This is a genomic window from Pseudomonas sp. PAMC 29040 (assembly GCF_003994535.1).
Classification (GTDB): Bacteria; Pseudomonadota; Gammaproteobacteria; order Pseudomonadales; family Pseudomonadaceae; genus Aquipseudomonas; species Aquipseudomonas paraversuta.
In genome coordinates, this window is record NZ_RZAA01000004.1 from 352,618 (window position 1) to 373,459 (window position 20,842).

General features: G+C 58.7%; 21 protein-coding genes and 1 pseudogene. 7 read left to right on the plus strand and 15 right to left on the minus strand.

Annotated elements, in window-relative coordinates; genetic code table 11:
• The first annotated feature begins 69 nt into the window (after window positions 1-69).
• Entirely contained in the window at window positions 70-1,263 is a 1,194-nt protein-coding gene (locus WG29040_RS09405) for a glycosyltransferase family 1 protein (protein ID WP_037001364.1), read from the plus strand.
• Here the strand turns inward: WG29040_RS09405 and WG29040_RS09410 are convergent.
• Both WG29040_RS09410 and WG29040_RS09415 read right to left on the minus strand, forming a co-directional pair.
• A complete protein-coding gene (locus tag WG29040_RS09410) occupies window positions 1,260-1,742 on the minus strand; it encodes a glutathione peroxidase (protein ID WP_003439942.1) in 483 nt (160 codons plus the stop codon). The two genes, WG29040_RS09405 and WG29040_RS09410, sit on opposite strands and share 4 nt — an antisense overlap.
• A gap of 133 nt (window positions 1,743-1,875) precedes the next feature.
• Window positions 1,876-2,361, minus strand: coding sequence for a peptidylprolyl isomerase (locus WG29040_RS09415; protein ID WP_003439940.1), 486 nt, complete (start codon window positions 2,359-2,361; stop codon window positions 1,876-1,878).
• Here WG29040_RS09415 and WG29040_RS09420 point away from each other — a divergent pair.
• The 3 genes and pseudogenes from WG29040_RS09420 to WG29040_RS09430 all read left to right on the plus strand — a co-directional run bounded on the left by WG29040_RS09420 (window position 2,360) and on the right by WG29040_RS09430 (window position 5,734).
• Window positions 2,360-2,669 (plus strand): annotated as a pseudogene (locus WG29040_RS09420) (DUF3565 domain-containing protein). The gene WG29040_RS09415 and the pseudogene WG29040_RS09420 sit on opposite strands and share 2 nt — an antisense overlap.
• A 59-nt stretch (window positions 2,670-2,728) precedes the next feature.
• Entirely contained in the window at window positions 2,729-4,828 is a 2,100-nt protein-coding gene (gene pta, locus WG29040_RS09425; protein ID WP_003439937.1) for a phosphate acetyltransferase, read from the plus strand.
• The gene (locus tag WG29040_RS09430) at window positions 4,829-5,734 is read left to right on the plus strand and encodes an acyltransferase (RefSeq protein WP_127196055.1); all 906 of its coding nucleotides are present in this window, start codon (window positions 4,829-4,831) and stop codon (window positions 5,732-5,734) included.
• Window positions 5,735-5,855: 121 nt separating this feature from the next.
• Here the strand turns inward: WG29040_RS09430 and cysN are convergent, their stop codons facing one another.
• From cysN to WG29040_RS09445, 3 genes are all read right to left on the minus strand, one after another.
• Window positions 5,856-7,754 carry a sulfate adenylyltransferase subunit CysN gene (gene cysN / locus WG29040_RS09435; RefSeq protein WP_003439933.1) on the minus strand — a complete coding sequence of 633 codons (1,899 nt, stop codon included), beginning with the start codon at window positions 7,752-7,754 and terminating at the stop codon, window positions 5,856-5,858.
• 9 nt (window positions 7,755-7,763) lie between these two features.
• Window positions 7,764-8,681, minus strand: a complete 918-nt coding sequence (gene cysD / locus WG29040_RS09440; protein ID WP_003439932.1) for a sulfate adenylyltransferase subunit CysD — start codon at window positions 8,679-8,681, stop codon at window positions 7,764-7,766.
• Between the two features lie 233 nt (window positions 8,682-8,914).
• Window positions 8,915-9,673 carry a Nif3-like dinuclear metal center hexameric protein gene (locus tag WG29040_RS09445; RefSeq protein ID WP_127196056.1) on the minus strand — a complete coding sequence of 253 codons (759 nt, stop codon included), beginning with the start codon at window positions 9,671-9,673 and terminating at the stop codon, window positions 8,915-8,917.
• 101 nt (window positions 9,674-9,774) lie between these two features.
• Between WG29040_RS09445 and algW the strand changes: the two genes are divergently transcribed.
• Window positions 9,775-10,932: a Do family serine endopeptidase AlgW gene (algW, locus tag WG29040_RS09450; protein ID WP_003439928.1), complete on the plus strand. Its 1,158-nt coding sequence runs from the start codon at window positions 9,775-9,777 to the stop codon at window positions 10,930-10,932.
• A 57-nt stretch (window positions 10,933-10,989) separates the two neighbouring features.
• Here the strand turns inward: algW and hisC are convergent, their stop codons facing one another.
• From hisC to WG29040_RS09500, 10 genes are all read right to left on the minus strand, one after another.
• On the minus strand, window positions 10,990-12,042 hold the full coding sequence (gene hisC, locus WG29040_RS09455) for a histidinol-phosphate transaminase (protein ID WP_127196057.1): 1,053 nt from the start codon (window positions 12,040-12,042) through the stop codon (window positions 10,990-10,992).
• 2 nt (window positions 12,043-12,044) lie between these two features.
• Window positions 12,045-13,373: a histidinol dehydrogenase gene (gene hisD / locus WG29040_RS09460; RefSeq protein WP_003439925.1), complete on the minus strand. Its 1,329-nt coding sequence runs from the start codon at window positions 13,371-13,373 to the stop codon at window positions 12,045-12,047.
• Window positions 13,374-13,536: 163 nt separating this feature from the next.
• Window positions 13,537-14,172, minus strand: a complete 636-nt coding sequence (gene hisG, locus WG29040_RS09465; protein WP_003439923.1) for an ATP phosphoribosyltransferase — start codon at window positions 14,170-14,172, stop codon at window positions 13,537-13,539.
• A gap of 182 nt (window positions 14,173-14,354) precedes the next feature.
• Complete coding sequence (gene murA / locus WG29040_RS09470) at window positions 14,355-15,620, minus strand: UDP-N-acetylglucosamine 1-carboxyvinyltransferase (RefSeq protein WP_003439921.1); 1,266 nt, start codon at window positions 15,618-15,620, stop codon at window positions 14,355-14,357.
• Window positions 15,621-15,651: 31 nt separating this feature from the next.
• Window positions 15,652-15,891, minus strand: coding sequence for a BolA family protein (locus tag WG29040_RS09475; protein ID WP_003439919.1), 240 nt, complete (start codon window positions 15,889-15,891; stop codon window positions 15,652-15,654).
• A 114-nt stretch (window positions 15,892-16,005) separates the two neighbouring features.
• Window positions 16,006-16,311 carry a lipid asymmetry maintenance protein MlaB gene (locus WG29040_RS09480; RefSeq protein WP_003439917.1) on the minus strand — a complete coding sequence of 102 codons (306 nt, stop codon included), beginning with the start codon at window positions 16,309-16,311 and terminating at the stop codon, window positions 16,006-16,008.
• The gene (locus WG29040_RS09485; protein WP_003439915.1) at window positions 16,308-16,967 is read right to left on the minus strand and encodes a phospholipid-binding protein MlaC; all 660 of its coding nucleotides are present in this window, start codon (window positions 16,965-16,967) and stop codon (window positions 16,308-16,310) included. The genes WG29040_RS09480 and WG29040_RS09485 overlap by 4 nt, the downstream gene beginning before the upstream one ends.
• An 11-nt stretch (window positions 16,968-16,978) precedes the next feature.
• Window positions 16,979-17,446, minus strand: a complete 468-nt coding sequence (gene mlaD, locus WG29040_RS09490) for an outer membrane lipid asymmetry maintenance protein MlaD (RefSeq protein ID WP_003439913.1) — start codon at window positions 17,444-17,446, stop codon at window positions 16,979-16,981.
• Window positions 17,446-18,243 (minus strand): lipid asymmetry maintenance ABC transporter permease subunit MlaE, encoded by a 798-nt coding sequence (gene mlaE / locus WG29040_RS09495; protein ID WP_003439912.1) that lies wholly within the window; start codon window positions 18,241-18,243, stop codon window positions 17,446-17,448. Before mlaE ends, mlaD begins: the two co-directional genes overlap by 1 nt.
• Window positions 18,243-19,052, minus strand: a complete 810-nt coding sequence (locus WG29040_RS09500) for an ATP-binding cassette domain-containing protein (RefSeq protein WP_003439910.1) — start codon at window positions 19,050-19,052, stop codon at window positions 18,243-18,245. Before WG29040_RS09500 ends, mlaE begins: the two co-directional genes overlap by 1 nt.
• Before the next feature lie 291 nt (window positions 19,053-19,343).
• On the opposite strand from WG29040_RS09500, the gene WG29040_RS09505 reads away from it, so the two are divergent.
• The gene (locus WG29040_RS09505; protein WP_127196058.1) at window positions 19,344-20,318 is read left to right on the plus strand and encodes a KpsF/GutQ family sugar-phosphate isomerase; all 975 of its coding nucleotides are present in this window, start codon (window positions 19,344-19,346) and stop codon (window positions 20,316-20,318) included.
• The gene (locus WG29040_RS09510) at window positions 20,318-20,842 is read left to right on the plus strand and encodes an HAD family hydrolase (RefSeq protein WP_127196059.1); all 525 of its coding nucleotides are present in this window, start codon (window positions 20,318-20,320) and stop codon (window positions 20,840-20,842) included. Before WG29040_RS09505 ends, WG29040_RS09510 begins: the two co-directional genes overlap by 1 nt.

Consider the following 20,842-nt stretch of genomic DNA (forward strand, 5'->3'; position numbering starts at 1 on the left):
CGCGAGGCACCTGCAGCTATTATTTTTGCCCGCGTCATAAATCCAACATGGCGCTGACATATTGTCGACATGGCTGTACCTGACACTGAGGTCATGACAACAGCCCTGCACATAGCCCTGATCACTGAAACCTTCTCGCCCGAAATCAATGGAGTGGCCAATACCCTCAGCCATTTGAGTGACGGCTTGCGTGCGCGCAATCATCTCGTGGAAGTGGTGCGCCCGCGCCAGACTGAGGATGCCAACCAGCGCAGTACCCCGACGCTGATGCTATGTCGGGGCTGGCCTTTGCCGGGGTATCCGGGTCTGCAATGGGGCATGACGTCGACCCACAGGCTGACCAGACGCTGGCAGCAGCAGCGCCCGGATGTGGTGTACATCGCGACTGAAGGGCCATTGGGATTGTGTGCATTGCGTGTTGCCCGACGCCTGGGCATCGCGGTGGTCAGCGGTTTTCACACCAACTTTCAACAGTACTTCAACCAATATGGTTTGACCTTCTTCAGCCGCGCCCTGACCCGCTATCTGCGCTGGTTCCATAACCGCTCCAGCCTGACCCTGGTGCCCAGTGCCAGCCAGCGCCTGGAACTGACGCGCAGACATTTCGAGCGGCTGGAGTTACTCGCCCGCGGCGTCGACAGTCAGCTGTTCAGTCCGTCCAGACGACAAATGTCTTTGCGCCAAAGTTGGGGCCTGAGGGAAAACGATATTGCGCTGCTACATGTCGGGCGCCTGGCACCGGAAAAAAACCTCGGAGCCCTCAAACGTTGCCTTGACGCATTGCAAGCACGCTATCCGGCACGGCGCTTCAAGTTGATTGTGGTCGGTGACGGACAAAAGCGGGCTGCTCTCGAGGCATCGTTGCCCGAGGCGGTTTTTTGCGGGGTGCAGTGCGCAGAAGCCCTGGCCAACCATTACGCCAGCGCAGATGTGTTTTTATTTCCAAGCCTTTCCGAGACCTTTGGCAACGTGGTGCTTGAAGCCCAGGCCTCGGGGCTGGGGGTCGTGGCCTATGACGAGGCCGCTGCCGGCCAGCATATTCGCCATGGCTATAACGGCGTGCTGGCCATGCCGGGTGATGAGTATGCCTGGCTTGAAGCCGCCTGCTGGCTGCTCGAAGACCCGGAAACCCTGCGCACCATTCGTCTCAATGCCCGCCGGCATGCCAGCCGTCAAAGCTGGCAGGGCATCATCGAGCAGTTCGAAGGCCATTTGCTGCGGGCTGCCCGGGGCTGCACCGGCGCCGTCGAAGTGCCGGTTTAAGACAGGGCTTTTTCAATCGCCTGAATAACCGTCGCATCGTCCGGTGCGGTACGCGGTGAAAAGCGTTCGAGCACGCGGCCGTCCGGCCCCACCAGAAATTTCTCGAAGTTCCAGCTGATGTCACCCGGGAACTCTGCCCCTTCGCCGGCCAGCAAGCGATACAGCTGATGACGCTCCGGACCGTTTACGTCCAGCTTGGCGCTCAGTTCGAAAGTCACGCCATAGTTCAGGCTGCAAAATTCGCGGATTTGCTCTTCAGTGCCCGGTTCTTGCCCGGCGAACTGGTTGCAGGGCACCCCCAGCACCCTGAAGCCCCTGGCCTTGTACTGCTGATAAAGGTTTTCCAGCGCGGCATATTGCGGGGTCAATCCACATTTCGAGGCAACGTTCACCACCAGCACAACCTGGTCTTTGAAGGTTTCCAGGAGCAGCGGCTTGCCGTCCAGTGCGTGGAGATTAAGTTCGTGAAAAGCGCTCATGACAAACTCCTGAATTCCCGGGCCATGTATAAACAATCGCCTGAAGTGCCGATTGCCATATTCTTCAAAAAGCAAAAAGGCGCCCGTAGGCGCCTTTTTCTGGCTAGCTCGCAATTGAGCGTAGCAGCAGTGATCAGTGCTGATGACCGCCTTCACCGTGCACGTGACCGTGAGCAACTTCTTCTTCGCTCGCGTCACGTACAGCAACAACCTTGACCTTGAAGGTCAGGCGCTGGCCTGCCAACGGGTGGTTGCCGTCTACAGTTACGTCGTCACCGTCCAGATCACGGATAGTCACGATCTGCATCTGGCCGTCCGGCGCGGAAGCGTGGAACTGCATGCCCACTTCCAGTGTGTCTACGCCTTCGAACATGCTGGCGCTCAAGGTGCTGACCAGTTCGGCAGAGTACTCGCCGTAAGCGTCTTCAGGTTCAACGGTCACTGTCAGTTCTTCACCAACGGCCTTGCCGTCAAGCGCCTTTTCCAGACCCGGAATGATGTTACCTGCGCCTTGCAGGTAAACCAGCGGTGCACCGCCGGCAGAGCTATCGATGACATCACCATCGTCGTTGGTCAGGGTATATTCGATGGAGACAGCCTTGTTGGCGGCGATCGTCATGGGGCGAGACCTTTTGCAAAAAAATAAGTGAGTTCGCAAGTCTAACCAAGCAATCGCCCGAAAGCGAATACAACAAAGACCAACGGATAACTTTGAAAACTTCAACGATCATTGGCTGGCGTCAAGATGAAGAGCAGCACTGGGTCGCAGTGTTGTCATGTGGCCATACCCAGCACCTTCGTCACCAGCCACCCTGGCAATCCAGGCCCTGGGTCCTTGACCCGCAGCAACGCCAGAAAAAAATAGGTCAGCCCTTTACCTGTGGCTGGTGTGCTCAAGACGCAGATAGCGCTAATCTTGGCAATTGATTCAGGCACCCGTCCCGCACATCGGACGCTGCCCTGCACTGCCACGTCAGGAAGCTCGCATGCAAACTTTCTTTATTGCCCCCACTGATTTCGGTGTGGGCCTGACATCTATTAGCCTCGGACTGGTTCGCACGCTGGAGCGCGCGGGGTTGAAAGTCGGCTTTTTCAAGCCGATTGCCCAGCCGCATCCGGGTGATATCGGCCCTGAGCGCTCGACCGAACTGATCGCCCGCACCCACGGTCTCAAGCCGCCAACCCCTTTGGGGCTGGCCCATGTGGAACGCATGCTGGGTGACGGCCAACTGGATGAACTGCTCGAAGAAATCATCAGCCTTTATCAAGAAGCAGCCATTGGTAAAGATGTACTGATCGTTGAGGGCATGGTGCCCACCCGCACCGCCAGTTACGCCGCACGGGTCAACCTGCACCTGGCCAAGAGCCTGGATGCCGAGGTGATCCTGGTGTCGGCCCCGGAAAACGAAGTGCTGACCGAGCTCTCCGGCCGGGTTGAATTGCAGGCACAGTTGTTTGGTGGCCCCAAAGATCCGAAAGTGCTCGGCGTGATCCTCAACAAGGTGCGCACCGACGAAAGCATGGAAGTTTTTTCGGCGCGCCTCAAAGAGCACTCGCCGTTGCTGCGCAGTGGCGATTTCAGACTGCTGGGCTGCATTCCTTACCAACCCGAACTCAACGCGCCACGCACCCGCGACGTGGCCGACCTGCTGGGTGCCCAGGTGCTGAATGCCGGGGACTACGAAACCCGGCGCATGTCGAAAATCATTCTGTGCGCCCGCACCGTACTCAACACCTTGCAACTGCTCAAACCCGGGGTGCTGGTGGTTACCCCCGGCGATCGCGATGACATTATTCTGGCTGTCAGCCTGGCGGCCATGAATGGCGTGCCGCTGGCCGGTCTGCTGCTGACCAGCGACACCAAGCCCGACCCGCGCCTTATGGAACTGTGCCGTGGCGCGCTGCAGGCCGGGCTGCCGGTGCTGTCAGTGAGTACAGGATCCTATGACACGGCGAACCAGCTCAACCAGCTGAACAAGGAAATCCCGATTGATGACCGCGAGCGCGCGCAAATCATCACCGATTTTGTTGCCGGCCATCTGGACGCCAACTGGCTGCATCAACGCTGCGGCACCCCGCGGGAAATGCGCCTGACCCCGGCGGTGTTCCGCTATCAACTGATCCAGCGGGCCCAGCAAGCCAACAAGCGCATCGTCCTGCCCGAGGGCAGCGAGCCATTGACCGTGCAGGCGGCTGCCATTTGCCATGCCCGCGGAATTGCCCGCTGCGTATTGCTGGCCAAACCTGAAGAGGTTCTGGCAGTGGCCAAGGCCCACGGTTTCGAGCTGCCTGAAGGGCTGGAGATTCTGGACCCGGACCTGATTCGCGGGCGTTACGTCGAACCGATGGTGGCGCTGCGTAAAACCAAAAGCATCAATGCGCCGATGGCCGAGCAACAGCTGGAGGACACCGTGGTGATCGGCACCATGATGCTGGCCCTGGACGAAGTGGACGGGCTGGTTTCCGGGGTTATTCACTCGACCGCCAACACCATCCGCCCGGCCCTGCAACTGATCAAGACGGCACCTGGCTGCACCCTGGTGTCATCGGTGTTCTTCATGCTGTTTCCCGAACAAGTGCTGGTATATGGCGACTGCGTGATGAACCCGCATCCGTCCGCCAGTGAACTGGCCGAAATTGCCTTGCAAAGCGCCGACTCGGCCGCCGCCTTCGGCATCACCCCGCGGGTGGCAATGATCAGCTACTCCAGCGGCGAATCGGCCAGTGGCGAAGAGGTCGAAAAAGTACGCGAAGCCACCCTGCTGGCCCATGAGGCCCAGCATTCGTTGCTGATCGACGGGCCTCTGCAATATGACGCCGCTGCCAATGAAGCGGTCGCCAGACAACTGGCCCCCGACAGCAAAGTGGCGGGCCGGGCGACGGTCTTTGTGTTCCCGGACCTGAACACCGGCAACACCACGCACAAGGCGGTACAGCGCAGCGCCGATTGCGTCAGCCTTGGGCCTATGCTGCAAGGTCTGCGCAAACCGGTAAATGATCTGCCTCGCGGCGCGCAAGTCGACGACATTGTCTACACCATCGCCCTCACGGCGATTCAAGCCGCCAACCGACCTATGGATGTGTAAATGCTGGATTTCCTGCCTGCGCCGTTACGCGGCGTCATCGCTTCATTGCTACTGGCGATCAACACTATCCTGTGTTGCACGCCGCTGTTCGTAGTTGCCATTTTCAAGCTGTGCCTGCCATTCCCGGCGGCGCAGCGTGTGACCGACGAGTTGATGCGCCGGATCCACGAAGCCTGGATCAGCAACAATTCGCGCTGGATGGATTTACTGCGCAAGACCCGCTGGCACATCGAAGGCCTTGAGGGGCTGGACTACCAGCACTCCTACCTGATCACCAGCAACCACCAGAGCTGGGTTGACATCATGGTGCTGCAGTACGTGCTCAACAAACGTATTCGTCCGCTCAAGTTCTTCCTCAAGCAGGAGCTGATCTGGGTCCCGGTGATCGGTCTGGCGTGGTGGGCTCTGGGCTTCCCGTTCATGAAGCGCTACACCAAGGCTTACCTGGACAAACACCCGGAGAAAAAAGGCGCGGACCTGGCCACCACCCGTAAAACCTGCGCCAAGTTTAAAAACCAGTCGGTAGCGATTTTCAATTTCGTTGAAGGCACACGCTTTACCGAGGCCAAACACGCGCAGCAGAACTCCCCGTTTCGCTACCTGCTCAAGCCCAAGGCCGGCGGCATTGCCTTTGTCCTGGATGCGATGGGCGAACAGCTGCAATCGATCATCAACGTGACGATCCACTACCCAGGCGGCAGACCGGGTTATTGGGATCTGCTGTGCGGCAACGTGCGGGAGGTGGTGGTGGATTTCGAAGAGCTGAGAATCCCGGCCGGGTTTATCGGTAAAAACTACGACCAGGACCCTGAGTACAAGCGGGCGTTTCAGAGCTGGATCAATACCTTGTGGGAAAACAAGGACCGGCTGCTGGACGAGTTGCATCGCAAATACCCCGGCGCCTGAGCTATCCCCATGCTCGCGTGCCCGAAATAGATCGCGAGCAAGCTCGCTCCTGCAGAGGGGAAATACACGCGCATAAAAAAGCCCGCCACCGAGTACTCGGTGGCGGGCTTTTTCGTACGGCTTAGATAGCGCCGTGTTTGCGCAACAGCTCCAGTACCAGCTTCACACTTTCATCCAGCGACAGCGATTGCGTATTGACCACCAGATCGGCATTCAACGGCACGTCATACGGGAAAGATTCTCCCGGGATGTTATCGCCACCGGCTGCATACAGCCCTTGCGGGTCACGCTCGGCACATACGGCCGGAGATGCCTGCACATAGACGGTCAGCAGGCGATCATCACCGATCAGTGCCTTGGACTCTTCACGGCCCAGGGCATCCGGAGCCACGAACGCGGCCAGGGTCAACAAACCGGCTTCGTTGAACTGACGCGCCACATGGGCAGCACGACGCCAGTTCTCGGTACGCCCGGCACGATCCTGGGGCAAGCCCTTGTTCAGGTCGTGGCGCAGGTTCTGGCCATCCAGTACGAACACTGCACGCCCCATATCGAACAGCTTGCGCTCAACGGCGTAGGCCAGGGTGCTTTTGCCCGCCCCGGAGAGACCGCTGAACAGCACGGTGGCCGGTTGCTGGCCAAAACGCTGGGCCCGCTCCTCGGTGGTCACATGGGCCAGTTCACCATGATGGGTCGCGCTGCCATGGCTCTGCGGCTGGGCGACAATCATGCCCGCGCCGACGGTGCCGTTGGTCAGGCGATCGATAATAATGAATGAGCCCGTGGTGCGGTTGCTGGCATAGCCATCCAGCGCAATCGGTGCATCGAGGCTGATCCTGACCTTACCGATCTCGTTCAGCTGCAAGGCACTGGCCGGGCCTTCTTCCAGGGTGTTTACATCGACCTTGTTGACGATGCTGGCGATCGAACCCGGCACATAGCTGGTGGCACGCTTGATGTCGTATTTCTTGCCCGGCAACATCGGCTCTTCAGCCATCCACACCAGCATGGCCTCAAAGTTGTCGGTCACCAGCGGCTGGTTGTCGGCATGCACCAACAGGTCGCCACGGGAGATGTCGATCTCGTCTTCCATGGTCAGCGTCACCGCCTGACCCGGACCGGCGTGTTCCAGTTCACCTTCAAAGGTGACGATGGATTTGACCCGGCTGCTCTTGCCCGACGGCAGCACCACAATTTCGTCGCCCTTGCGCACGATGCCGCTGGCCAGCGTACCGGCAAAGCCACGGAAGTTCAGGTTGGGACGGTTCACGTACTGCACCGGGAAGCGCAGGTCGGTGAGGTTGCGATCGGCCGCCACTTCAACGGTCTCAAGAATTTCCATCAGCGACTGGCCGGTGTACCACGGCGAGCGCTCGCTTTTGTTCACCACGTTGTCGCCCTTGAGGGCAGACATCGGCACAAAGTGCATGCTGGTGGGCTTCATCTGCAAGCCTTCGGCGAACTTCAGGTAATCGGCCTTGATCGACTCGAAAACACCCTGATCGAAGTCCTTGAGGTCCATCTTGTTGATGGCCACCACGATGTGTTTGATGCCCAGCAACGAAGCGATGAAGCTGTGGCGACGGGTCTGGGTCTGCACGCCGTAACGGGCATCCACCAGAATGATCGCCAGGTCACAGGTCGAAGCACCGGTGGCCATGTTGCGGGTGTACTGCTCATGGCCCGGGGTGTCGGCAATGATGAATTTACGCTTGGCGGTCGAGAAATAACGGTACGCCACGTCAATGGTGATGCCCTGCTCGCGCTCGGCTTGCAGACCGTCCACCAGCAGCGCCAGGTCGATGTCGTCACCGGTGGTGCCGCTCTTTTTCGAGTCACGGGTGATGGCTTCCAGGTGATCTTCGTAGATCATCTTGGAGTCGTGCAGCAGGCGCCCGATGAGGGTGCTCTTGCCGTCGTCGACGTTGCCGCAGGTCAGAAAGCGCAACATCTCTTTGCGCTCGTGCTGGCCCAGGTAGGCGAGGATGTCCTCGCTGATCAAATCAGATACATGCGACATGACAACCCCTTAGAAATAACCCTGACGTTTTTTATCTTCCATCGAGCCGGCACCATCGTGATCGATGACTCGGCCCTGGCGCTCGGAAGTTCGGGTCAGGAGCATTTCCTGGATGATGTCGGTCAGGGTTTCAGCCTCGGACTCCACCGCGCCGGTCAGCGGGTAGCAGCCAAGCGTACGGAAACGGACCTTTTTCTTGACGATGCGAGCCTTGTCTTCGTCAGACAGGTGCTCAAGGATGCGCTCGTCGTCGATCATGATCAGGGTGCCGTTCTTCTCGATCACATCGCGTTCGGCCGCGAAGTACAGGGGCACAATAGGAATGCCTTCGAGATAGATGTACTGCCAGATATCGAGTTCGGTCCAGTTCGACAACGGGAACACGCGAATCGATTCGCCCTTGTTGACGTTGCCGTTGTAAACGTTCCACAACTCGGGGCGCTGGTTTTTCGGATCCCAGCGGTGCTTGCTGTCGCGGAAAGAGTACACGCGCTCTTTGGCACGGGACTTTTCTTCGTCGCGGCGCGCGCCACCAAAGGCGGCATCAAAACCGTATTTGTCCAGCGCCTGCTTGAGACCCTCGGTCTTCATGATATCGGTGTGCTTGGCGCTGCCGTGGGTGAAGGGGTTGATCCCTTGCGCCACGCCGTCCGGGTTGACGTGAGTGATCAGGTCCAGGCCCAGCTCGGCAACCATCTTGTCGCGAAAGCGGTACATCTCCTGGAATTTCCACTGGGTGTCGACATGCATCACCGGAAACGGCAGCTTGCCAGGGAAAAACGCCTTGCGTGCAAGGTGCAACATCACGGCAGAATCTTTACCGATCGAGTACAGCATCACCGGGTTATCGAACTCGGCTGCCACCTCGCGGATGATGTGGATGCTTTCCGCCTCCAGCTGTTTCAGGTGCGTCAGTTTGTCGACCATGGCTACTCACGAAAGCTATCTTATGAACGGCCTGCGGGCCGTGTTCGAGGGGAGAATCCTAGCACAGCGCTCTCTTCTATTGAGGGCGCCAACTAGATCGAAACGGTCTAAGAATAGATCGACGAGTTTGCCTCTTTACCTCTGTTGGAGCGAGCTTGCCTCGCGATGTTTTGATCTTGAAGGCTCGCGGGCAATCGAGTGCCGACCGGCTGCTCCCCCAGAGGGCATAAGGGTTAAATCGGGTTCGGACAGTCGATGAACAAATGTTCAAGCGCAAAGCGGCGGGCCAGGTAGTCCCCCAGGGCTTGCACACCATAACGCTCGGTGGCGTGATGGCCGGCAGCAATGAAACTGATGTCGTTTTCCCGGGCACTGTGGAAAGTTTGCTCCGACGCTTCGCCGCTCAGGTACAGATCAACCCCGGCCAGTACCGCCTGATCGATGTAACCCTGACCGCCACCGGTACACCAGCCTACGCGGCGAATCATTGCACTGCCTTCAATCAGCAACGGCTCACGGCCCAGGGCTTCTTGCACGCGGCGGGCAAAATCACGGGCCGTCACCGGCTCGGCCAAAGAACCCACCAGCCCCACCACTTTGGCGTTGTTCGGGTCCAGCGGCCCTTCAACAGTGATGTCCAGCTGCCGCGCCAGTTGCACGTTATTGCCAACTTCGGGGTGCAGGTCGAGGGGCAGGTGATACGCCAGCAGGCTGATATCGTGTTTGAGCAAGGTTTTGAGGCGGCGCTGCTTCATCCCGGTGATGCAGGGGTCTTCGCCCTTCCAGAAGTAACCGTGGTGCACCAGCACCAGATCGGCCTGGGCCTCGACTGCCGCATCCAGCAACGCCTGGCTGGCGGTCACGCCGCTGACGATTCGCAGCACCTGTGGCCGGCCCTCGACCTGCAGCCCGTTGGGGCAGTAATCGCTGATTGCAGCGCAGTTCAGGTAACGATTTGCTTCTTCTACCAGTGTGCTCAGGGCAACAGCCATAAAAGACTCCTAAATATAGCGTTCAGAGGCGTTCGGCCCTCGTATAATGGCCGCCATTATGGGCCGTCAAGATGGCTCTGCAACCTTCAGGACTGAGTTCAATGTTTAAGGCTTTGCGTTATTCCGGCTGGCCACTACTGGCGGGCGTGCTTGTCGCCATGCTGATTATTCAGCGCTACCCGCAGTGGGTCGGGTTGCCGAGCCAGGACGTCAATCTGCAGCAGGCCCCGCAAACCACTTACGTGCAGCAGGGCCCGGTCACCTATGCCGACGCCGTGACCCGCGCGGCGCCCGCTGTGGCCAACCTGTACACCACCAAGGTGGTGAACAAAAACGCCAAGCCCCTGTTCGAAGATCCGCAGTTCCGGCACTTCTTCGGCAATAACGCGCCCAAGCAAAAACGCATGGAGTCCAGCCTGGGTTCGGCGGTCATCATGAGCCCCGAGGGCTATTTGCTGACCAACAACCACGTGGTAACGGGCGCCGACCAGATTGTGGTGGCACTCAAGGACGGCCGCGAAACATTGGCCCGGGTGATTGGCAGCGATCCGGAAACAGACCTGGCGGTTCTCAAGATCGATTTGAAAAACTTGCCGGCGATCACCATCGGCCGCTCGGACACCCTGCGCATTGGTGACATCGCCCTGGCGATCGGTAACCCGTTCGGGGTCGGCCAGACCACTACCATGGGCATCATCAGTGCCACCGGCCGCAATCAGTTGGGGCTGAATAACTATGAAGACTTCATTCAGACGGACGCCGCGATCAACCCCGGCAACTCCGGTGGTGCACTGGTGGATGCCAATGGCAACCTGACCGGCATCAACACTGCAATCTTCTCCAAGTCCGGCGGTTCACAAGGCATAGGCTTTGCGATCCCGATCAACCTGGCGATGGAAGTCATGAAGTCGATCATCGAACACGGGCAAGTGATTCGGGGCTGGCTGGGGATTGAGGTGCAGCCGTTGACTGCTGAGCTGGCCGAGTCCTTTGGCCTGGCCGGACGCACGGGGATTGTGGTGGCGGGGATTTTCCGTGACGGCCCGGCGCAGAAAGCCGGCCTGCAACTGGGCGATGTGATCTTGAGCATTGACGGTGCACCGGCCAGCGACGGCCGCCGCTCAATGAATCAAGTGGCGCGCATCAAGCCTTCGGACAAGGTGTCGATAGTCGTCATGCGCAATGGCAAAGAGATCAAGCTCACCGCCGAGGTTGGCCTGCGTCCACCGCAAGAGCAGCCGCCGCAGCAAGAGGAATAACCTGCAGGAGCGACCCTGCTCGCGATCTTTTAAAAACTCGCGAGCAGGAGAGCAGGTTTACAGGTCGGACAAGCCTTCAATCAACGCCGCATTCTGCTCCGGCGTGCCGATAGTGATGCGCAAGAACTGGGCGATGCGCAGTTGCTTGAAGTGACGCACTATCACCCCCTGCCCCCGCAATTTTGCCGCCAGCGCGGCCGCATCATGTTCCGGGTGACGGGCGAAGATGAAGTTCGCCGCCGATGGCAGCACTTCGAACCCCAGCGCCTGTAGCTGCCCGACCACTTGCTCGCGACTGTCGATCACGACTTTGCAGGTGTGCTCGAAATACTCACGGTCTTCGAACGCCGCCGCCGCACCGGCAATCGCCATGCGATCCAGCGGGTAGGAGTTGAAGCTGTTTTTGATCCGCTCCAGCGCCTCGATCAGGTCGGGATGCCCCACCGCCAGCCCTACACGCAAACCGGCCAGCGAGCGGGACTTGGACAGGGTTTGCGTCACCAGCAGGTTCGGGTAGCGGTCGACCAGGCTGATGGCCGTCTCGCCGCCAAAGTCGATATAGGCCTCATCCACGACCACCACGGAATCCGGGCTGGCCTTGAGTATTTGCTCAATAGCATCCAGTGCCAGCAGGCAGCCGGTCGGAGCATTGGGGTTGGGGAAGATGATGCCGCCATTGGGCCTGGCGTAATCCGCAGGCTGGATCTGGAACTGTTGATCCAGCGGTACCGCGTCGAACTCTATGCCATACAGGCCGCAGTAAACCGGATAGAAGCTGTAGCTGATGTCCGGGAACAGCAGCGGCTTGTCGTGCTGAAACAAACCGTTGAAAACATGGGCCAGCACTTCGTCAGAGCCGTTACCCACAAACACCTGGCCGGTCTGCACGCCGTAATACTCGGCAACCGCCTGTTTGAGCAGGTCACTGTTCGGGTCCGGGTACAGGCGCAGATTGTCGTTTATCTGCGCCTGCATCGCTGTCAGCGCTTTTGGCGAAGGGCCATAGGGGTTTTCATTGGTGTTGAGCTTGACCAGTCTGGCCAGCTTGGGTTGTTCGCCCGGCACGTAAGGCACCAGTTCTTTAACGAACGGACTCCAGAATTTACTCATGCTTATTGCCCCTGTTCGCTGTCAGCAATGATCCGGTATTCGGCACTACGGGCGTGGCCGGTCAGTGATTCTCCACGGGCGAGAATCGAGGCCGTCTTGCCCAGATCGGAAGCGCCCTGCTCGGAGCAGAAGATGATCGAGGAGCGCTTCTGGAAGTCATACACACCCAGGGGCGAAGAGAAACGCGCGGTACCGGACGTAGGCAATACGTGGTTGGGACCGGCGCAATAGTCGCCCAGCGCCTCGGAGGTGTGACGGCCCATAAAGATCGCACCGGCGTGGCGGATCTGCGGCAGCCAGGCTTGCGGGTCGGCAACCGACAACTCAAGGTGCTCCGGGGCGATGCGGTTGGCTACGTCTATGGCTTGCTGCATGTCATTGACCAGAATCAGCGCACCACGACCATTGATCGAAGTGTTGATGATCTCGGCCCGCTCCATGGTTGGCAGCAGTTTGGCGATGCTGGCCGCCACCTTGTCGAGGAACTCGGCGTCGGGGCTGACCAGAATCGCTTGCGCGTCTTCGTCATGCTCGGCCTGGGAGAACAGGTCCATGGCGATCCAGTCCGGATCCGTCTGGCCATCGCACACCACCAGGATCTCCGAAGGGCCGGCGATCATGTCGATGCCGACCTGACCGAACACGTGGCGCTTGGCAGTGGCAACGTAGATGTTGCCGGGGCCGACCACCTTGTCGACTTTTGGCACGCTTTCGGTGCCGTAGGCCAATGCCGCAACCGCCTGGGCGCCGCCGATGGTGAACACCCGGTCGACACCGGCGATACAGGCAGCTGCCAGTACCAGTTCATTGAGTTCGCCACGGGGCGTCGGCACGACCATCACCACTTCGGTGACGCCTGCCACCTTGGCCGGAATCGCGTTCATCAATACCGACGACGGGTACGACGCCTTGCCGCCCGGTACGTACAGGCCGGCACGATCCAGTGGCGTGACTTTCTGGCCCAGCACCGTGCCGTCGGCTTCGGTGTAGCTCCAGGATTCCTGCTTCTGTTTTTCGTGGTAGCTGCGAACCCGTTGCGCGGCTTTTTCCAGCGCTTCACGCTGAGGGGCCGTGATGCGGGTCAATGCCAGCTCAAGGCGTTCGCGCGGCAGAATCAAGTCCGCCATCGACTTGACGCTCAGCCCGTCAAAACGCTGGGTAAACTCAACCAGTGCGGCGTCGCCGCGTTCGCGTACGGCTTTGATGATGTCGAGCACACGCTGGTTGACCGAGTCGTCAGACACACTTTCCCAGCTCAGCAGATGATCCAGATGCTGCGCGAAGTCCGGGTCAGCAGCGTTGAGTCGGCGAATTGCAGTGGGAGCGGTCATAGCGAGGGCCTCGGAAATTGGCGAATGCTTAGAGTTTATGGTTTTGCACAGCACAGGCACCGCAAGACTACCAAGCCATCCGCGCGGGTACCTGAGATTTCTGGCTTTTACACGGATGGATGGGCGCGACTTCAGGGTACAGACCCCGGGCCGCGCAGGTGAGTCAGCCGCGGTGTCGCGACTCCACTGCTTTGCGCAGGGTGTCGATCAGGGCTTGAATACGGGCGTGCTGCATCTTCATCGAAGCCTTGTTGACCACCAGACGGGAGCTGATGGCGGCAATGAATTCCTGGGGTTCCAGGCCATTGGCACGCAAGGTGTTACCGGTATCGACCACGTCGATGATCTTGTCGGCCAGGCCAATCAGCGGGGCCAGCTCCATCGAGCCATAGAGCTTGATGATGTCGACCTGACGGCCTTGTTCGGCGTAGTAACGCTTGGCGACATTGACGAACTTGGTTGCTACGCGCAGCCGGCCTTTGGGCTCGGCAGCCCCGATGGCACCGGCAGTCATCAGTTTGCACTGGGCAATCTGCAGGTCCAGCGGCTCGTAGAGGCCCTGGCCACCGTACTCCATCAACACGTCTTTACCGGCCACACCGAGGTCGGCCGCGCCATGCTCTACATAGGTCGGCACGTCAGTGGCGCGGACGATCAGCAGGCGGACGTCGGGCTGGGAGGTCGGGATGATCAGCTTGCGGCTTTTGTCCGGATTCTCGGTCGGCACAATACCTGCTTCAGCCAGAAGCGGCAGGGTGTCGTCAAGGATACGGCCCTTGGACAGTGCAATGGTCAACATGGGAAACGTAAGTCCTTATCAGGGTACTTATGTCCGGACACAAGCGGTGCCGGACATGCATCGAGCCTGATAATCAGGCTCGACTTGAACGATTCGAGGCCGGGTAAGGTAACGCTTGCAAGCCGTTACGTCACCTGGCGGCTGGACACCATCCCTGTGCCCATGATGCCAAATACCAGAAACTAGCCCGGAACGCGGCGGATTTTGGCACCCAGCATTTGCAGTTTTTCTTCGATGCACTCGTAGCCGCGATCTATGTGGTAGATGCGATCGATCAGAGTGTCACCTTCGGCGACCAGCGCCGAGATCACCAGGCTGGCCGAAGCCCGCAGGTCGGTCGCCATGACTGGCGCGCCTTTGAGGGTTTCGGTACCGGTGACGATGGCCGTGTTGCCTTCGACCTGGATCTTGGCGCCCATGCGATGCAGTTCGTATACGTGCATGAAGCGGTTTTCGAAGATGGTCTCGATCACCGCACCCGTGCCTTCGGCAATGGCGTTAAGCGAAATGAACTGCGCCTGCATGTCGGTCGGGAACGCCGGGTACGGTGCAGTACGCACGTTCACCGCTTTCGGGCGCTTGCCGTGCATGTTCAGCTCGATCCAGTCTTCACCGGTGGTGATCTCGGCGCCAGCTTCCTTGAGTTTTTCAAGTACTGCTTCGAGGATGGTCGGATCAGTGTCCTTGACCTTGACCCGGCCACCGGTCACTGCAGCAGCCACCAGGTAAGTACCGGTTTCGATACGGTCCGGCATTACTTTGTAAGTGGTCGGGTGCAGCTTCTCAACGCCATCAATGGTGATGGTGTCGGTACCTGCACCGCTGACCTTGGCGCCCATGGCGTTCAGGAAGTTGGCCAGGTCGACGACTTCAGGCTCGCGGGCAGAGTTCTGCAGAACGCTGCGGCCCTTGGCCAGTGCGGCGGCCATCATGATGTTCTCGGTACCGGTTACGCTGACGGTATCGAAGAAGAAGTTGGCACCGCGCAAGCCGCCTTCTGGCGCCTTGGCTTTGATGTAACCGCCTTCGACATCGATTTCTGCGCCCATGGCTTCAAGGCCACGGATGTGCAGGTCGACCGGACGCGAACCGATTGCGCAACCGCCTGGCAACGCAACTTCAGCGTAGCCAAAACGGGCAACCATCGGGCCCAGTACCAGGATCGACGCACGCATGGTTTTAACCAGTTCGTACGGAGCCACCAGGGTTTTGATGGTATTCGGGTTGATTTCGACGCTGAGTTTTTCATCGATCACAGGCTCGATGCCCATGCGACCGAACAACTCGATCATGGTGGTGATGTCGTGCAAGTGCGGCAAGTTGGCAACGGTAACCGGGCCATCGCACAGCAGGGTTGCAGCAAGAATTGGCAGAGCGGAGTTTTTCGCCCCGGAAATGCGGATTTCGCCATCAAGACGAGCACCACCGGTAATAATCAATTTATCCATAACAATCTCGACGCCAATGGGCTCAGGGGGCTCAGGTGCGCTCGGCCCAGGCCGCGCTGCTGAAGAATTTCATAGTGACCGCGTGGATACTGCCATCAGCAATCCAAGGGTTCAAATGGGCATAGATGCTTTGTTGACGCTTAACCGGGCTCAAGGCCACCAGTTCGTCACTAATCACGTTCAGCTGAAAGTTGCAGCCTTCGCCCTCAACTTCTACCTGGGTTCCAGGCAGCTTTCCTTCAAGAAAGCTCTTCACTTCTACGGCCTGCATGCTCAACCTCAATCGGCGCCTGATGCGCGCGGGTCGGCCATCATACAAAAAAGCCCCGCGCCTGCGAACCCCACTTAACAGGACTCTGACGGGGGGCTTTTCTATAAATGGCTATTAATGATGTGCCAGCAACTCGGTCAAGCCCGAGACCTGGGCGATTTCGCGCATGTCTTCGGGCATTGCCTTGATGCTCAATGGCTTGTTCAGGGCTTGTGCATCACGGATGTAACAGAGCAGCAGCGACAAACCGACGCTGCTGGATTTGGTGACCGCCGAGCAATCCACCACCAGGGTCTTGGCCAGAGCCTTTTTGATCAGGGCCTGACCTTCCTTGCGCAAGCGAGGGCCGGTCTGATAGTCGAGTACGCCGCTGAGGCGCAACTCGCTTTCGCCGGCCAGGGTCACTGCCGCCTCACTCATTGGCCGGCAGCCTTGGGAGCCGCTTGATCGGTAACTTGCTTGGCCTTGGCAACTTCGCCCGCCCAGTTATCGATGGTCTTGTCCAGATTGTTGCCATTGCGCTGCATGGCGTCGGCGAACTGGTCACGGAACAGCTTGCCAATATTGATACCGTTGATGATCACGTTACGGACTTTCCACTCGCCGTTGACCTTGTTAAGGGTGTAGGACAGCGGGTAAATCGCGCCCTTGTCGCCCTTCACCGTCATGTCGACGCTGGTGCGATCGCCACTTTCATCCTTGGCCGGCGATACGGTAATGCCTTCGTTCTTGAACTCGAGCAAGGCATTGCCATAGAACTGCATCAGGCTGCGCTTGAAGTTTTCCTGGAAGCGCTGCATTTGCGCCGGGGTGGCGTTACGCGAGTACTTCACGGTCATGATGCTTTTGGAAATACCGTCGACGTCCACCACAGGACCGACAATGCCGTTAAGGGCATCGTAGAACTTGCTCGGGTTGGTCTTGTACAGCTCTTTATTGGCGGACAGGTCTGCCAGCAAGCGGTTGGTGGTATCTGAAACGATGTCGTGGGCAGACTGCCCCGGAGCAGCATTTGCCACCAAAGGAAGGGCTGCTGCCAGAATTACCAGCAGGCCACGGCGCAAGAGAGAAATCATCTAAAAGCTCCTTATTTGGCTTCTTTGCTAACGGTGTTGAGCAGGAATTTCCCGATCAGATCTTCAAGGACCAACGATGATTGCGTGTCATGGATGGTGCCACCATCTTTGAGCACAGCGTCTTCGCCGCCGACGCTGATACCGATGTATTTCTCCCCCAGCAAGCCAGCCGTGAGAATAGACGCTGTCGAATCGGTCGGCAGGTTATCCACGCTCTTTTCGAGCTGCAGGGTGACCCGGGCAGTGAAGTTGTCCCGGTCCAGATCAATTGCCGTGACCTTGCCGATGGTCACGCCCGCCATGGTGACTTTGGCGCGCACGGTAAGACCGGCAATATTGTCGAAGTAGGCGTAGAGCTTGTAGGTGTCGGTGCTGGCGGTCGGGGACAGTCCACTGACTCTCAAGGCAAGCAACAACAAAGCCAGGATGCCAGCCAGCAAAAACAGGCCGACACCGATTTCCATGGTGCGGTTTTGCATCAGAAATCTCCAAACATCAAGGCAGTCAAAATAAAGTCCAGCCCGAGGACTGCCAACGAGGCATACACCACGGTCTTGGTAGTGGCACGGCTGATCCCCTCTGAAGTGGGCTCACAGTCATAACCTTGGAACACGGCAATCCAGGTCACCACAAAGGCAAAAACGATGCTTTTGATGATCCCGTTAAGTACGTCACCACTGAAGGTTACGCTGTTTTGCATGTTGGCCCAGTATGAGCCGTCGTAGACGCCCAGCCAGTCAACCGCGACCCACGAACCACCCCAGATCCCGACCACGCTGAAGATCATCGCCAGTATCGGCAGGGAAATGAACCCGGCCCACAAGCGCGGGGCAATGATGTATTTAAGCGGGTCGACCCCGATCATTTCCAGGCTGGACAGTTGTTCGCTGGATTTCATGTTGCCAATCTCGGCGGTCAGGGCAGAGCCCGCACGCCCGGCAAACAACAGCGCAGTGACCACCGGCCCGAGTTCACGCAGAAGCGTCAGGGCAACCATCTGCCCGACCGCCTGCTCGGAGCCGTAGCTGGACAGGATACTGAAGCCTTGCAGCGCCAGGACCATGCCGATGAACACACCGGACACCACGATAATCACCAGCGACATGACGCCCACGGAGTGCAGCTGCTTGAGCAACAGTCCGAACCCGCCACCAATGCCGCCACGCCCCAGCAAAGAATGAAAGAGGAATATCCCCGAACGGCCCAGTACCGAGACGATATCGATACCGGCCCGGCCGAATAGTCCGACACGATCCATAATTGAATGCTTGCGCATCAGCGCTTCCCCAGAAGATCGGTTCGGTAGTCCGACGCCGGAAAGTGAAACGGAACAGGACCATCCGGGTCGCCGTTCATGAACTGACGAATACGCGGGTTATCGGCGTTCATCAACTCTTCGGGCGTACCCTGCCCCAGCACCTGACCATCGCCGACTACATACAGATAGTCAGCGATACTCGCTGTTTCAGCCAGGTCGTGAGAAACCACGATGCTGGTGATGCCCAAGGCATCATTGAGCAGACGAATCAGGCGAACCAGAACCCCCATTGCGATGGGGTCCTGCCCGACAAAAGGTTCGTCATACATCAGGATCTGCGGGTCCAGGGCAATCGCACGCGCCAGGGCAACCCGGCGCTTCATGCCGCCAGACAACTCGTCGGGCATCAGATCAATGGCTCCGCGCAGTCCCACCGCCTGCAATTTAAGCAGCACGATGTCGCGAATCATTTCTTCCGGCAACTGGGTGTGAACCCGTAGCGGGAAGGCCACATTCTCGAATACGTCCAGGTCGGTGAACAACGCCCCGCTTTGAAACAACACCCCCATGTGCTTACGGGCATCGAACAGATCACTGCGCGACAACGTCGGCAGGTTCTGACCGTTGACCCACACCTCACCGCTGCTGGGACGCAGTTGCATTCCCATCAAACGTAAAAGGGTGGTCTTGCCGCAGCCGGAAGGCCCCATGATTCCCGTGACTTTGCCACGCGGAATCAGAATATCGACATTATTGAAGATGCTGCGCGTACCGCGCTTGAAGGACACTCCCTTCAGCTCGACCGCGTAGGCGTTATCGGCGCTCATCTAAACTCCTTGCGATGCAGCCTCTGCCTCTCACCCGGACACTTTGCCCCTTTATCGGGAGGCGCGTTCCCTGAGCGGGCCGAACTGGCGGCGAACTATAGCACTGCTGATAGTGACCGCCCAAGGCCGAAGGAGTGCCGTATCAGGTTCCAGACAGCGAAATAAATTCGATTCAGCTGTAATCCCGGCAGTAGTTTGTAGCGCAGACAACAAAGCACGACGATCTAGCGTGAGGGAATTGCGCATTACCGCTATAATCTTTGCCTTTTCTCAGGCTATCTGACTTCAAACATGAGCCAATCCAGCGACCTGATCCAATCTGCTCAGCGTACCATCCGCCTCGAACTGCAAGCCGTAGAAGGTTTGCTGGCTCATATCGACGCAGACTTCGTACGCGCTTGCGAGATGATTTTGGCCAGCAAGGGCCGGGTAGTCGTGGTCGGCATGGGCAAGTCCGGGCATATCGGCAACAAAATTGCTTCGACTCTGGCCAGCACCGGTACCACCGCTTTTTTCGTCCATCCGGCCGAAGCCAGCCATGGCGACATGGGCATGATTACCCGAGATGACATTATTCTCGCGCTGTCCAACTCGGGGTCGACTGCAGAGATCGTCACCCTGCTGCCACTGATCAAGCGTTTGGGTATCCAGTTGATCTGCATCACCGGCAACCCCGAGTCGCCACTGGCCAAAGCCGCCGATGTCAGCCTGGACGCCCGCGTGGCTCAGGAGGCCTGCCCGTTGAACCTGGCACCGACCTCCTCGACTACTGCCGCGCTGGTGCTGGGTGATGCTCTGGCCATAGCCTTGCTCGAAGCCCGTGGCTTTACCGCTGAGGACTTTGCCTTTTCGCATCCCGGTGGAGCCCTGGGCCGCCGCCTGCTGCTGAAAGTCGAAAACGTCATGCACTCGGGCGCAGACTTGCCGCAGGTTGTCCGCGGCACGCTGCTCAAGGATGCACTGATGGAAATGACGCACAAAGGTCTCGGCATGACCGTGGTTATAGAAGAAGATGGTCGCCTGGCCGGAATCTTCACTGACGGTGACTTGCGCAGAACCCTGGATCGCGAAATCGATATCCGCAACGCAAGCATTGATGCAGTCATGACCCCCCACGGCAAAACCGCACGGGCTGACATGCTCGCCGCCGAAGCCTTGAAAATCATGGAAGACCACAAAATCAACGCACTGGTTGTAGTCGACAAGGAAGACCGGCCGGTTGGTGCCTTGAACATGCACGACTTGCTACGCGCAGGAGTGATGTAATGACCCTTGATCTACTCAAGCGCGGCAAAGACATAAAACTTGCCATTTTCGACGTTGACGGGGTTTTGACCGACGGCCGCCTGTACTTCCTTGAAGACGGCAGCGAGTTCAAGACCTTCAACACGCTGGACGGTCTGGGGATCAAGATGCTGATGGCCGCCGGGGTTCAGACCGCGATTATCAGCGGCCGTAAAACCCCGGTGGTTGAACGTCGCGCACAAAACCTGGGTATCGCGCACCTGTATCAGGGGCGCGAAGACAAGTTGGTGGTATTGGACGAGCTTCTTGGCCAACTCAACCTAAGCTATGAACAGGTCGCCTATTTGGGCGATGATCTGCCTGATTTACCGGTTATCCGCCGAGTTGGTCTGGGCATGGCAGTTGCCAATGCTGCCAGCTTTGTTCGCGAGCACGCCCATGGCGTCACTCAGGCACGAGGCGGAGAAGGTGCCGCACGCGAATTCTGCGAGTTGATTTTGCGCGCTCAAGGCCGTCTAGACGCGGCCCACGCAGCCTACCTATAG